The sequence below is a fragment of the Paenibacillus sp. J31TS4 genome (genome assembly GCF_018403265.1).
Classification (GTDB): domain Bacteria; phylum Bacillota; class Bacilli; order Paenibacillales; family NBRC-103111; genus J31TS4.
This window is the reverse complement of sequence record NZ_BOSI01000001.1, coordinates 1343394-1355560: the sequence shown is the minus strand read 5'-3', so window position 1 is coordinate 1355560 and position 12167 is coordinate 1343394. Positions and strand designations below refer to the sequence as shown.

At 60.6% G+C, this 12167-nt stretch carries 12 protein-coding genes; 6 read left to right on the top strand and 6 right to left on the bottom strand.

Going from position 1 to position 12167, the window contains the following annotated elements; genetic code table 11:
• Positions 1–109: 109 nt before the first annotated feature.
• Positions 110–799 carry a zinc metallopeptidase gene (locus tag KJS47_RS06205; protein ID WP_213523703.1) on the bottom strand — a complete coding sequence of 230 codons (690 nt, stop codon included), beginning with the start codon at positions 797–799 and terminating at the stop codon, positions 110–112.
• A 42-nt stretch (positions 800–841) separates the two neighbouring features.
• Entirely contained in the window at positions 842–1258 is a 417-nt protein-coding gene (locus KJS47_RS06200) for a MerR family transcriptional regulator (protein ID WP_213524985.1), read from the bottom strand.
• 528 nt (positions 1259–1786) lie between these two features.
• On the opposite strand from KJS47_RS06200, the gene KJS47_RS06195 reads away from it, so the two are divergent.
• A complete protein-coding gene (locus tag KJS47_RS06195) occupies positions 1787–2884 on the top strand; it encodes a DUF294 nucleotidyltransferase-like domain-containing protein (RefSeq protein WP_213523701.1) in 1098 nt (365 codons plus the stop codon).
• A complete protein-coding gene (locus tag KJS47_RS06190; RefSeq protein ID WP_213523699.1) occupies positions 2881–3627 on the top strand; it encodes an exonuclease domain-containing protein in 747 nt (248 codons plus the stop codon). The genes KJS47_RS06195 and KJS47_RS06190 overlap by 4 nt, the downstream gene beginning before the upstream one ends.
• Before the next feature lie 36 nt (positions 3628–3663).
• Here KJS47_RS06190 and KJS47_RS06185 read toward each other — a convergent pair whose 3' ends face one another.
• Both KJS47_RS06185 and KJS47_RS06180 read right to left on the bottom strand, forming a co-directional pair.
• Complete coding sequence (locus tag KJS47_RS06185; protein ID WP_213523697.1) at positions 3664–4110, bottom strand: M67 family metallopeptidase; 447 nt, start codon at positions 4108–4110, stop codon at positions 3664–3666.
• 303 nt (positions 4111–4413) lie between these two features.
• Positions 4414–5766: an MFS transporter gene (locus KJS47_RS06180; RefSeq protein WP_213523695.1), complete on the bottom strand. Its 1353-nt coding sequence runs from the start codon at positions 5764–5766 to the stop codon at positions 4414–4416.
• Between the two features lie 173 nt (positions 5767–5939).
• On the opposite strand from KJS47_RS06180, the gene KJS47_RS06175 reads away from it, so the two are divergent.
• Positions 5940–6476 (top strand): TlpA disulfide reductase family protein, encoded by a 537-nt coding sequence (locus KJS47_RS06175; protein WP_213523693.1) that lies wholly within the window; start codon positions 5940–5942, stop codon positions 6474–6476.
• Positions 6477–6711: 235 nt separating this feature from the next.
• Here the strand turns inward: KJS47_RS06175 and cimA are convergent, their stop codons facing one another.
• Positions 6712–8328 carry a citramalate synthase gene (gene cimA / locus KJS47_RS06170; protein WP_213523691.1) on the bottom strand — a complete coding sequence of 539 codons (1617 nt, stop codon included), beginning with the start codon at positions 8326–8328 and terminating at the stop codon, positions 6712–6714.
• A gap of 266 nt (positions 8329–8594) precedes the next feature.
• Between cimA and KJS47_RS06165 the strand changes: the two genes are divergently transcribed.
• The 3 genes from KJS47_RS06165 to KJS47_RS06155 all read left to right on the top strand — a co-directional run bounded on the left by KJS47_RS06165 (position 8595) and on the right by KJS47_RS06155 (position 11914).
• Complete coding sequence (locus KJS47_RS06165; RefSeq protein ID WP_213523690.1) at positions 8595–9896, top strand: DNA polymerase IV; 1302 nt, start codon at positions 8595–8597, stop codon at positions 9894–9896.
• Positions 9897–10046: 150 nt separating this feature from the next.
• Entirely contained in the window at positions 10047–10280 is a 234-nt protein-coding gene (locus KJS47_RS06160) for a ferredoxin (RefSeq protein WP_213523689.1), read from the top strand.
• A 179-nt stretch (positions 10281–10459) separates the two neighbouring features.
• The gene (locus tag KJS47_RS06155) at positions 10460–11914 is read left to right on the top strand and encodes a L,D-transpeptidase family protein (RefSeq protein WP_213523688.1); all 1455 of its coding nucleotides are present in this window, start codon (positions 10460–10462) and stop codon (positions 11912–11914) included.
• A 94-nt stretch (positions 11915–12008) separates the two neighbouring features.
• On the opposite strand, the gene KJS47_RS06150 is transcribed toward KJS47_RS06155, so the two are convergent.
• Positions 12009–12149: a hypothetical protein gene (locus KJS47_RS06150; protein ID WP_213523687.1), complete on the bottom strand. Its 141-nt coding sequence runs from the start codon at positions 12147–12149 to the stop codon at positions 12009–12011.
• Between the last annotated feature and the right edge of the window lie 18 nt (positions 12150–12167).

Sequence of the window (12167 nt, the reverse complement as noted above, 5' to 3'; positions counted from 1 at the left end):
AGCGTAAGCAGCCGGTGCCCCGGCCTTCGTCCCATCAAAAAAAGCCCGCTGCCGGTTCGACCGGTCAGCGGGCTTCTTCTGTCCAAGAGGCGATTGCCTCAAGGGTTCATCAATCGTTGCGATTGTTGAAGATGGAGATGTACTTGAGCAGCTCGAGGACGGCGATCAAGGCGGCGGCCACGTACGTCATGGCAGCGGCGTTGAGCACTTTGGCGACACCGGTTTCTTCCTCGTTCGTGATGAAGCCCTCGGCGACCATCAAGTTGCGGGCGCGGCTGCTGGCGTTGAACTCGACCGGCAGCGTGACGACCTGGAACAGAACCGCGGCGGAGAAGAACAGAATGCCGAGACCGAGCAGGAAGTTGAACTGCTGGAAGATCAGGCCGGCGATGATGAGAATCGGCGCGAAGCTCGAGGTGAAATTAACGAGCGGGAACATCCGGTGGCGCATGACGAGCATCGGGTAATGCACCTTATGCTGGATGGCGTGGCCCACCTCGTGGCAGGCGACGGATACGGCCGAGATCGAATTCTCGTAGTAGACCGGCTCGGACAGACGCACGACCCGGCTAATCGGATCGTAATGGTCCGACAGCGCGCCGGGAATCGGCTCGATCGGGACGTCGTGCAGGCCGTTAGCATCGAGCATCCGTCTGGCGGCTTCATAGCCGGTCATGCCGGACGACGTATGGACCTGGGACCAGCGGTTGAACGTTCTCCTGACTCCGAAGGAAGCCAGGATGGAAAGGCCGAACGCGGCGATGATGAGGATGTCCCATGGGTAAGAAAAGTAGAACATGCTTGATTCCTCCATCCTATCCAATAGAATGATATCTTTTGTTTAAAGAAGAGGTCCCTTGCCGAGCAAAAGCAGAATCGCTTCGATGCAGGCCGCGGACTGCGGCGTCAGCAGCTTGTAGGCGCGCTTCACCTGGTGCGGCTTCATCTGCTCGAGAATCGGACTCAGCTCCTTGATCTCCTTCTCGAGCTGCTGCATATGAAGCTGAACGCCGTTGAGCTTCTCCGTTACTTCCTCGTCGTGGCTCACCTTGTTCAGCAGCTCCAGATTGCTTTTGATTTCCTCGAGGGTATACTTCTCTTTCTTTAATGTTTCAATACGTTTGAGGCGGACTAAGGTTTCATCGCTATAATAGCGATAATTGTTGTCCGAGCGCTTCTCCGGCACCAGCAGGCCGAGCTTGGTGTAATAGTCGATCGTGCGCTGGCTGAGCTTGGCCTTCTTGGCCAGCTCTCCTATGCGGTAAAGCTTCGTATCCCCATGTCGTTTCCTCCCTTCTTAGGCCGATTCCTTGCAGATAGCCCCATCATAAAATATTTAAACCATACAGTCAAACGTGATGCTTTTGGTCAAAATTGGGGGAACAGGTCACCGGAAACGGAAGGATAAAGGAAACAATTAGCAGATGGGACTTAGAAGATGTCAGATATACTTACCAAAAAACGGAGAGAAAAGACAAGCTGCTGTCAAATTTTCGTTGCTGAAAGGGAATTCCACCCGCTATAATACCAACAAAGAGAAACAACGCGTAAGTATATGTTACATAAAAAGTCATGGTTGTAAGCGTACGCAGGAAATTCAAATCGATCGGCAAAGCGTGACGATTTGGTGAAGACAAACCTTGCCGGCATGAAGAGCGCAGCGTGTCCGTCCCGTTACTAAAGTATATCCGATCGGGGGACTGAAAGACCAATCGGATAAAGATCTATCTAGCAGGACACACACGCCCGGCGGGGCAGGGAGAGATAGAGGAAGGGAGGCGGCCCAATGGCAGTGCCTAGAGAGGATTGGCTGAAGCAGATAGCCTGCGGGAAGACGCCAGCCGAGCTGAAGTGCGTGCGCGAACGGATGATGGACCGGATGCTTGGGCAGGAACATCCGGAGAGCGATCCGTTCGGATGGACGGAAACCGTCAACATCGTGCAGGACGCCATCCTATTGCGCACGGCAGCGCTTGCTGAGGAGGAGCTGGCCGTCCGCGGTCTCGGACGGCCGCCGGTGCCGTATGCCTTTGTGCTGTTCGGCAGCGGCGGACGAAGGGAGCAGACGCTGTGGAGCGACCAGGACAATGGCCTGGTGTACCGGCAGGTACCGGGCACGGAAGCAGCGGCTTCGGCGTATTTTGAGCAGCTCGGCCTCCGTCTCACCTCGCTGCTGGAGGAGGCAGGTTTCCCGCCGTGCGAAGGCAAGGTGACCTGCCGGGAGCCGTTCTGGCGCCGCTCGGATGAGGCATGGCTCGAGACGATCCGCGGCTGGATCGAGACGGCGGCATGGGAGGAGCTTCGCTACCTGCTTATCGTCTCCGACGTCCGCTGCATCCATGGCGACTCGGAGCTGGCGTGCGTCCTGGCCGGCACCATTCTCCGCTCCGTGCAGGCCAGCCCGGAGCTGGCTCGGGCGCTTCTTGCCAACACGCTGCACCGCAAGGCGGCGATGGGCGTGTTCGGCCAGCTGATCCGGGAGCGATATGGCAAAGATACGGGAAGCGTGGACGTGAAGTACGGGGAATACATCCCGCTTGTGAACGCCATCCGCTTGCTTGCGCTGGAGAACGGTATCCACGAGTCCACCACGGTTTACCGTATCCGCAGCCTCGTCTCGCTCGGCGTCCTGCCCTATGCGCTTGCAGACGAATGCTTGAACGCGCTGCGGCTGGCTCTGCTGCACCGCGCAATCGCACCGGGCCGAGAGGAACATGGCGTCTATATGTCTGCGGGGAAGCTCCCGCCTGCCATGCTGACCAAGGAGAGAGTCCGGGAGCTCAAGCAGGGGGTCAAAGCCGGCAAGACGCTGCAGGCATGGGTGGAGGCGAGGCACCGTCCGGGACGGACCGCGCTTCTGCGGCCGGGAGGAGGAGACCGATGAAGGAGCCGGGCGGCTCAGGTCGTATTTGGCAGCTGTACCGGATGGGCGGGCTGACGCCTGCCATCTCTTCGCTATTCGATTCGCGCAACGCACAGCAGATGGCGTTCATCCGGCAGCTGATGAAGGAGCAGCGGGCCAAGTCGCTGTACCAGATCGGGCTGGCTGATCTGGACGCCGTCGTCTTCGATCTCGAGACGACCGGGTTCTCTCCGCGCCAGGGGGACGAGATTCTTTCGATCGGCGCCGTGCTGGTGGCCGGGGGAACGGTGAGGCGGGAGCAGACCTTTTACACCCTGACCAATCCGAAGCGGGAGGTGCCTGAACAAATCACGGCGCTGACCGGGATTACCGGCGAGATGGCGGCCGGCGCACCGGAGCTCATCGACGGGCTCCGCCAATTCCTCGAATTCTCGGGAAAGCGTCCGCTCATCGCCCATGGCAGCGGGCACGACAAGCAGTTTTTGGACGCTGCCCTGTGGAAAACTTCGCGGGTCAAGCTCGGCCACCGGGTGCTCGATACGATGATGCTGGCCAAGCTGCTGCTGCCCGGGAAGGCAGCATATCCGCTCGACGAAATGCTGACCTGCTTCGGGGTCGGCATCGGGGACAGACGGAGACATCATGCGTTGGACGATGCGCTCCTCGCAGCCGAGCTTTGGGGACGTATGCTTACTCGGCTGCTGGAGCGGGGCGTGGAAACGTTGGGGGAGCTGTACGAGAGGCTGAGCCGCATGCCGAGCTAGCCGGTCGAGGGCAGCTATATAATGGAGGAAAGCCGCTCATTCCCCGCGACACGGGCTCGGCAAGAGAACGAGTGTCTGCCGGCGAATACCCTTCCCGGTGCGTTCGTATGCAGCCAGCTCGGGGTGCCTTTCCTCGGGAAAGCCGGCGATCCAATACGTGGGCAGCGGCCATTCGGAGGCGAGATCCTCCGCGGAAGGGATGGCGGCCGAGGAGGGATGGGAATGGAAGAGGCCGACGGGCGATTCCGCGCCGGGCTGGGAAGCTTCCGCCTGCAGCAGGAGAGGCACCCATTCCGCCGGATCGAGCAGGAAGGCTTGGGCGGGATTATTCGCACGGTTAGCTAGGGGCTGGTACCCGGTAATGAGCAGCCCATCTGCATCGCGACTTCCCCACAGCACGCCGCAGCCTTCGAGCGGGCGGCATGCTTCGCAATAAGCGAGCAGCCGGGCGGCCAGCTCCTCCGCGCATGCGACTCGATTCATCCTTGATTCCCCTCCCCGTGGTTCTCCACATTTTCCATCAGTATAACGACACGGAGGAGGAAAGAACAGCCCGGTCTCGGCCGGTTCTGCCTCGCGTCTAAGAAGGACGCATGGCCGGCTATGCAGCTTCGTCGGACAACTGGTGCTGGCGACCCGAAAGAGTGCTTTGGTACGTTGCCATGCAAACAAACAGGAGGCCCTATCGGGCTTCCTGTTTGTTTGCCGGGTGGGACCATCCGGACGGCCGCCTAGTCCAACTGTCCTGGAAAGGCTGCGAGCCGCACACTGGTTCTTAGCAGGGAATCAGCTGACCTTGGCTTCGGGCTTGATCAGGAAAAAGACGAGGAGCAGAGCCAGCAGCGACAGGGACGAGACCGCAATGAACACGAGCGAGTGGGACCTGTCCATCATCCAGCCGAACAGCGGAGGACCGAAGGCGACCCCGAGAAACCGCAGGCTGTTGTACAGCGAGGTAATCATGCCTCGCTCGGATTTTTGCACCGAGCCGGTAATCATCGTATTGAGGCACGGCAGCACGAGTCCCGTACCGATGCTGCTCAGCGTCAGCAGCCCGATGAAGACGTAGATGTTCTTATATAGGAAGATGGTCAGGGCGAGCGAGACGACCATCAGAAGCAGTCCGATGTTCATGAGCCAGCGCATAAGGATGCCGTTCTTTTTGATCACCGACCCGGTAATGTACGACGTTGTGACCATGCCGAGCAGCGGGATGGCCAGGATCAGGCCTTTTCGGACGCCGTCAATGTTATAGGGAGCTTCCTCCAGAATGTTGGAAAGGTAGAACAGGACTCCGAACAGAATGAACAAGGCTAGCGACCCGGTGAAAAAGGCGGTGATGAGCCAACGCCCTTTGGATTTGAGAATGGAGCCGATCTTGTGCAGATAGTCGCCGAGCTTCTGTGCTTGGCGTTCCTTCTTGGGCTCCTTGATCAGGAAGGAGATAAGCAGGATCGAGATCAGGCAGAATACCGGGAAGGCAAAAAAAGACGCGTACCAGACGATTAGCGCGAGCAGAGAGCCGATGATCGGGCTTACGACCTTGCCCGCCCCATTGGAGGCTTCGGTCAAGCCGAGCGCCTTGCTCTCCGTGCCTCCCTTGTACATGTCGCCGACGAGCGCCATGGCAATCGGGGCAGTGCCGGCGGCGCCGATTCCCTGGATCGCCCGGGCGATAATAATCGTCGTGTAGGAGCCCCATATGGCTCCGAGCCCGGCTAGGATGCCGGCGGCTCCGTAGACGATCAGCGACGGAAGCATAATCGCCTTCCGGGAAAAACGGTCGGACAAGTAGCCGATAATGGGAATGACGAGACCGGCGGCGATGGAGAACAGCGAGATGACGAGGCTGCTTTGGAATTGCGAAATCCCCAGCGCCCGCTGCATCTCGGGCAGGACGGGCACGAGCATGGAATTGCCGAGTACGAGAACGAGCGGAACCGAGGCGATCGCGACGAATTCCATGAGCTGGCCTTTGCCGGCCGCCGCTTTGCTTTCGGTTTTTCCCCCGTTGGCTTTGCTCCGGGTCCGTTTGCCCGGCCGGTGGGCTGGCAGCTCGCCGATGGCGCTCGTGAATTCGACGTCCGCCGTCTCGCTTTCGAAGCGTACGTCCGATTGTCCGGATTTCGTTCTATCCATTCGATACGGCTCCTCTCGGTCAGATGGATATACTTTTCCCGGCCGTCCCCCCGGGCATTCTGCCAACAGCTGGAGCGAAAGGTCGGTTCGGAGGAACAGGAATGTGCGGTATGGAAATCCGGACGAAAAGGGGATAGTATAAGAAACGGCAAACCAACAAGAAAGAGGTAGCGATGAAACGAACTTTGGCAGTGCTAGCGGCCGTCCTGGTTTTGGCGGGATTGGCCGTCTACCAACACATAACCTCTCAGGACAAGCAAGCGGCGCTGCCCGCCGAGACAGCGCCGAAAGCCGGTTATCTGGCGCCTCCTTTCGAGCTCGGCACGCTGGAAGGGACGAATCTCCGGGTAGGCGGGGCACGGGAGAAGCCGCTTCTGCTGAATTTTTGGGCGTCCTGGTGCTGGCCGTGCGAGCAGGAGGCTCCGGATTTGCAGCGGCTGTACGCCAAATACGGGGATAAGTTCGACCTATATGCGGTCAATCTTACCGCAAACGACAAGCTTGCGGACGCCGAATCGTTCGTTAAGCGGTTCGGGCTCTCTTTCCCCATCCTGCTCGATAAGGAGGGAAAGGCCGGCGATCTGTACGGCATTCGCTTCATCCCGACCAGCTTTCTGATTGATAAGAATGGGGTCGTGCAGGAGATCATTCACCTTCAGGAGCCCAAGGAGCTTGAGAAGACGATTCAGCGTCTAATCGGAGGGAAATGACGGATTTCAGGGCATAGTCAAGCGGCGAGCCTTAGACGATGGAGTGGCGCTGAAGCGCGAGAAACAGCATGCTTGCGGGGAAAGCGTGAACTAGCATGTTTCGCACGGAAGGTTTGCGGGGAACGTGAGGACAAGCATATCTCGCGGGAAGGCGGCAAGGCGAACCGGAAACGGGGAAACGCCGACGAAAGGCAAACAAAAAAAAGAGCCCGCGGGCTCTTTTTTGGTTGCTTGCTTAATAATTGAACATGCTGATCCGCTCGGCGTCCTGTGGTTCCTCGCTGACGATGCGTTTCTTGCCGATGAGCGCGTACCGCATGCTGTCGACCAGCGCTTCCCAGCTCGCTTCGATGACGTTCTCGGAGACGCCGATCGTGCTCCACTTGTTGTTGAAGCCGGTCGATTCGATCAGGACGCGGACCTTGGCGGCGGTGGCGTCCTTTTCGTTGATGACGCGGACCTTGTAGTCCGACAGGTGCATGTCGCGAATGTCGGGGTAGTGCTGCTCGAGGGCGCGGCGCAGCGCATTGTCGAGCGCGTTGACCGGTCCGCTTCCTTCGGCGGCCATATAGACGGACTGGCCGTGGACGTTCAGCTTGACGATCGCTTCCGAGGCGACGCCGCGGCCCGGCGTCTTCTCCATCAGAATCTTGAACGACTCCAGCGTGAAAATCTGCTCCGTCTCTCCGAGCGCCGAACGAAGCAGCAGCTCTAGCGAGGCGTCCGCTCCCTCGAACTGGTAGCCTTGGTGCTCCAGCTCCTTGACATGGTTGATGACCTCGCGGGCGCTCTCGCTCGTCGGATCCAGCTCCAGATTCATCTCCTGGGCCTTGAACAACAGGTTGCTCTGGCCGGCGAGCTCCGAGACGAGCACCCGCTGCTTGTTGCCGACCAGCTCGGGCTGGATGTGTTCGTAAGTCTTCGGATCTTTCAGAATCGCGGAGACGTGGATGCCGCCCTTGTGCGCGAAAGCTGCCGCTCCGACATAAGGCTGGTTGACCGGCATGTTGACGTTGGCGATCTCGCTTACGTACCGGGCGACACCGGTCAGCTCCTGCAGCTGTTCGTCCGAGATGCAGCGGTAATTCAGTTTCAGCTGCAGGTTCGGAATAATCGAGCACAGGTTGGCGTTGCCGCACCGCTCGCCGTAGCCGTTGATCGTGCCCTGAATCTGGCGGGCACCGGCCTGGATCGCCGCGAGAGCATTGGCGACAGCCAGCTCGCAGTCGTTGTGGGTATGGATGCCGATCTTGGCTCCTATCGTTTCACGCACCTTGGTAACAATCTCGTGAACCTCGCCCGGCAGCGTCCCGCCGTTCGTATCGCACAGGACGATCCAGTCCGCGCCCGCGGCTTCGGCCTTCTTGAGAGCGGCTAGCGCGTACTCGGGATTGTTCTTGAACCCGTCGAAGAAATGCTCGGCGTCGAACATCGCCTCGATCTGCTTCTGCTTCAGGTAGGCGATGGAATCGTAGATCATCGCCAGGTTCTCTTCGAGCGTCGTCTGCAGCGCCGTCGTCACATGGAAGTCCCAGGACTTGCCCACGAGCGTGGCCGCTTTGACGCCGGAGTCGATGATCCGGTTCAGGCTCGTGTCGTGCTCGGCGATGGAGTTCTTGCGCCGGGTGCTCCCGAACGCCGTAATTTTGGCGGAGAACTGGTATTGCTTAACCCGCTGGAAGAACTCGATATCCTTGCTGTTGCTGCCCGGATTGCCGCCTTCGATATAATGAACGCCCAGCGAATTGAGCCTCCAGGCGATCTTGAATTTGTCCTCGGCTGATAAACTGATGCCTTCTCCCTGAGTCCCATCCCGCAGGGTGGTGTCAAAGACGGCGATGGCGTTAGTCATGACTTTCCCCCTCATTCTTGTGCCTGTTCACATGTATTTTTCCTATTATAGCACCAAATAGCTGAGGGGGAATAGCCAATTTGACTGCGCTGCCGGGGGCAGCTTGACCGCTTTTGCGGACCGGCGGTATGCTGATAATAACAGCGAAAAACACGGATGAAGGGTGCGGGGCGTCCGGCCCGGGGCAGGACGCCGAAGGCTGCGCCCCGCGGTAGAAAGCCCTTCGGGGCCCTAGGAGCGGAGGCTGTCCGCGGAGGGGAAATGGAATGAAGAACGTCAGCGAATACTATCCTAAGAAAGGCAGGGTCATCCTGCATATCGATATGAACGCCTTTTACTGCTCGGTTCACGCTGCCGCCGAGCCGGACAAGTACGCCGGCAAGCCGATCGCGGTAGCCGGGAGCGTCGAGCTGCGCAAGGGCATCGTCGTCACCTCCTCCTACGAAGCGAGAGCGAGGGGCGTGCGGACCGGCATGACCGTGAAGGAAGCGCTCCGGCATTGTCCCGGACTGATCCTGATCTCTCCGGATTTTTATCTGTACCGCGGCTTCTCCAGGCGATTTCTGCAGATCGTCAATGACTATTCCCCGCTGGTCGAGGCGATGTCGATCGACGAATGCTTCGTCGATATTACGGGCTCCAAGCAGTTCGGCACGCCTCTCGAGATCGCGGAGAAGATCCAAATCCGGATCCGGACCGAGCTGGGCCTCCCGTGCTCCATCGGAATCGCTCCGAACAAGCTCCTCGCCAAGATGGGCTCGGACATGAAGAAGCCGAACGGCCTCACCGTGCTCCGGCTGCGGGATGTGCCGGAGGTGCTGTGGGGCCGGCCGTGCGGAGAGCTGTACGGCATTGGCAGCAAAACAGCGGCCAAGCTGGCGAAGCTTAACATTCTGACGATCGGAGAGTTGGCGGAGGCCGACGAGCTGCTTCTGACCCGTGAATTCGGGGTGCTCGGCAGCTGGCTGAAACTGGCGGCGAGCGGCGGCGACGATTCGCCGGTCAGAGCCGAGCGGGAGCCGAACAAATCGATCGGTCACACGACGACGCTGCCGTACAATTTCACGGAGCCGGACGATATCGGCCGCGTGTTCCTCAATTTGGCCGACCAGACGGCCCGCCGGCTGCGCCGGCAGCAGATGGTGTGTGGCACCGTCCAGATCACGATCCGCGATCCGGACATGAAGACGATCACGCGCTCGTATACGATGCCCGAGCCGACCGAAAACATCGACGATATCTACCGGGAAGCCCGCCGGCTGTTCGACCGCCATTGGACCGTGGGGGAGCCGGTGCGCCTGCTCGGCATCACGCTGCAGAATTTGACGCCAAAGGCCGAGGCGGCTATCCAGCTCGATCTGTTCGATTACGAGAAGGCGGCGCGCAAGGAGAAGCTGAACGAGGCGATGGACCACATCCGCGACAAGTTCGGCGAGCAGTCGCTTCTGACGGCAGGCATGCTCGGGGACGATCCGTCGACGCTGATCCGCAATCACCGGATTCGGGGGACGTCGCTGCAGACTGATTTTTTGGGGAAAGAGGAAGACAAGCGGGATGACAATTCCTAATAGGAATACTCGGGTTATTCAAAGGGACATGCGAAAAAATGTACTTGACACCGCGTGGAAGTCCTGATCTAGTTTCGCAGGAATGATTGAACTTTACTAGTAATTGTATTATAGTTTAGTCTGAGGAACTCACCGAGGAGGAATAGTTTTATGGCCAAGTATACATGGGTGGAAAAAGATACCTGCATCGCCTGTGGCGCCTGCGGGGCCACCGCTCCCGATATTTACGACTACGACGACGAAGGAATAGCCGAAGTCATTTATGAGGGAGACAACAACCAGGGCATCACCGAGATTCCGGAGGATCTGTACGACGATCTGCAGGATGCCCAGGACGGATGTCCGACCGATTCGATCAAGGTTGCCGATACTCCTTTCAACTAACCATCCTCTCCTGATCTTCGTGTTCTTCGCGAGCCGAATTAAGGACAAGCAGTCGGACCGTCTCCTGGGGAGGCGGTTTTTTTTCTGTCTGTGGGCGGACGGCATGCGGGAGGTAACGGCAGACCTCCCGTCTGCCGATATAGGAGCAAAAGAACGATTCAGCGGAGGAGGACCTCTTCATGGATGCGGATAAGCCCCTGAAACCGTCGGTTCCGCCGGGGAACGAGGAGTTGGGAGACGAGGATTGGAACGCACTGCCGGATTATCTCAAGCGGTATGTCCGGCAGCATCCCGACAGCCAGATGGCGTGGTATCTGCTCGGCAAGGAATACGCCCGGCAGGGCAAGACGGGCAAGGCGATGTACTGCTATGCAAGGGCGGGAGACGTCTACCGGGCGTTCGAGAAGAAAGCGCCGGCCGGCCCCATTCCCGACTGGCTGACGGGCGAGCCCCCCGTTCCGGCCGCGGCCACGGCCGGCCGCCGCAAGCGCAGCCGCACGGCCGCTGCCGCGCTGCTGCTCCTGCTGCTCGCCGTGCTGCCGGCGTCCGACGGCGCCGCGCCCGGGAGCGCCGCCGGATCCTCCGGCCCGGTCGCCGGGCAGCCGCCGCCCGAGGCGCCCGATTCGCCGGCCGAGCGGGAGCCCGCCGTGAGGCTCCTCGCAGCGCGCACGCCGACCGCTTTCGCGGCGGCACCGGTGCGGCTGCCGGAGCCGGGCGAGGCGGGCGCGCTCGCGGCGGGCGTCCGGCTCGCCGAGGGCGGCGCCTGGCGGCTGTGGGGCGAGTCGCTCGAGCCGCTGTATGCCGTGGAGCCGGGCGGCGCGGCCGGCTCCTGGCTCGTGCGGTCGCTCAGCCGTGAGGCCTGCCGCTGCGAGCCGGACGGCGCAGCCGCCGCGGAGGCGGCGCTGGCGGACTGGGCGCGGACGCAGGAGGAGCGGCTCGTCGTCCGCACGGCGTATGCGGCGTACGCGGCGAAGCACGGCCGGCCGCCGGAGACGCCCGAGGCGCTGACGGGCCGCTTCCCGGACAACGCGCTCTCCGCACTGACGCCGGGCATGCGGGCGGCCTTCGCGCAGGAAGCGTCGGCGGCCGGGGGCGGGGGAGCGCCGCCGTCTTCGCCCGCCTCGCAAGCGCCGGAGAGCCCGGCGGGCGGCGGAGCAGGGGAGGCGGCCATCGAGACGCCGGCGCCGGACCAGCCGCTCGAGATCATCGTCGATCTAGCCGCGCATCGGCTCGCTCTCGTGAGCGGCGACTATGTGCTGCGCAATTATCCGGTCGGTCTCGGGGGCACGCGAACGCCGACCGGGACCTATCAGATCAGCGAGAAGGTCGTGGAGCCGAGAGGCAAGCGCAAAGGCGAATTCGGCAGCAGGGGCATGCAGCTGTCCGATACCGATTACGCCATTCACGGCACGGACAAGCCGGGCAGTATAGGCAAAGACGAGTCGCTCGGCTGCGTCCGGATGGACCAGGCCGATCTCGAGGAGCTGTATGCCATGGTTCCGCTCGGCACCAAGGTGACGATGGGAGGGGGACGCAGGCTGCCGGAGGAGACGATTCGCGGAGCAGCCCGGTTCGCGCTCCCCGCGGGCGAAAGCGAGAAGAACCCGAATCGGATTTATTACTGGCTCAATTAAAAGCTGGCTTCATTAACGGCTCCGGGCTTGTCGGGGGCTATTGGGAGCTGTCGGGGCTATCAGTGCTGAAGTGCCCAAAGGGCGTAGCCCTTGCTCAGGAAGCGTCCAGGATGAGCAGCACCGCCATGAGGACGACTACCGCGGCGAAGATGCCGGCGACCACATAGAGCGCCTTCCTGTTCCCCTGCTCCTGCTTTCGCTTCTGCAGGGGGGCTAGCTTTCGTTTTTCTTGCATGGGACAGCACCCTTTCGA

What these genes read in the sequence shown, in the direction of transcription:
- cimA (WP_213523691.1), bottom strand. Translation starts at nt 8,328, where the DNA reads ATGACTAACGCCATCGCCGTCTTTGACACCACCCTGCGGGATGGGACT.
- KJS47_RS06165 (WP_213523690.1), top strand. Translation starts at nt 8,595, where the DNA reads ATGAAGAACGTCAGCGAATACTATCCTAAGAAAGGCAGGGTCATCCTG.
- KJS47_RS06150 (WP_213523687.1), bottom strand. Translation starts at nt 12,149, where the DNA reads ATGCAAGAAAAACGAAAGCTAGCCCCCCTGCAGAAGCGAAAGCAGGAG.
- KJS47_RS06205 (WP_213523703.1), bottom strand. Translation starts at nt 799, where the DNA reads ATGTTCTACTTTTCTTACCCATGGGACATCCTCATCATCGCCGCGTTC.
- KJS47_RS06190 (WP_213523699.1), top strand. Translation starts at nt 2,881, where the DNA reads ATGAAGGAGCCGGGCGGCTCAGGTCGTATTTGGCAGCTGTACCGGATG.
- KJS47_RS06195 (WP_213523701.1), top strand. Translation starts at nt 1,787, where the DNA reads ATGGCAGTGCCTAGAGAGGATTGGCTGAAGCAGATAGCCTGCGGGAAG.
- KJS47_RS06175 (WP_213523693.1), top strand. Translation starts at nt 5,940, where the DNA reads ATGAAACGAACTTTGGCAGTGCTAGCGGCCGTCCTGGTTTTGGCGGGA.
- KJS47_RS06160 (WP_213523689.1), top strand. Translation starts at nt 10,047, where the DNA reads ATGGCCAAGTATACATGGGTGGAAAAAGATACCTGCATCGCCTGTGGC.
- KJS47_RS06180 (WP_213523695.1), bottom strand. Translation starts at nt 5,766, where the DNA reads ATGGATAGAACGAAATCCGGACAATCGGACGTACGCTTCGAAAGCGAG.
- KJS47_RS06155 (WP_213523688.1), top strand. Translation starts at nt 10,460, where the DNA reads ATGGATGCGGATAAGCCCCTGAAACCGTCGGTTCCGCCGGGGAACGAG.
- KJS47_RS06185 (WP_213523697.1), bottom strand. Translation starts at nt 4,110, where the DNA reads ATGAATCGAGTCGCATGCGCGGAGGAGCTGGCCGCCCGGCTGCTCGCT.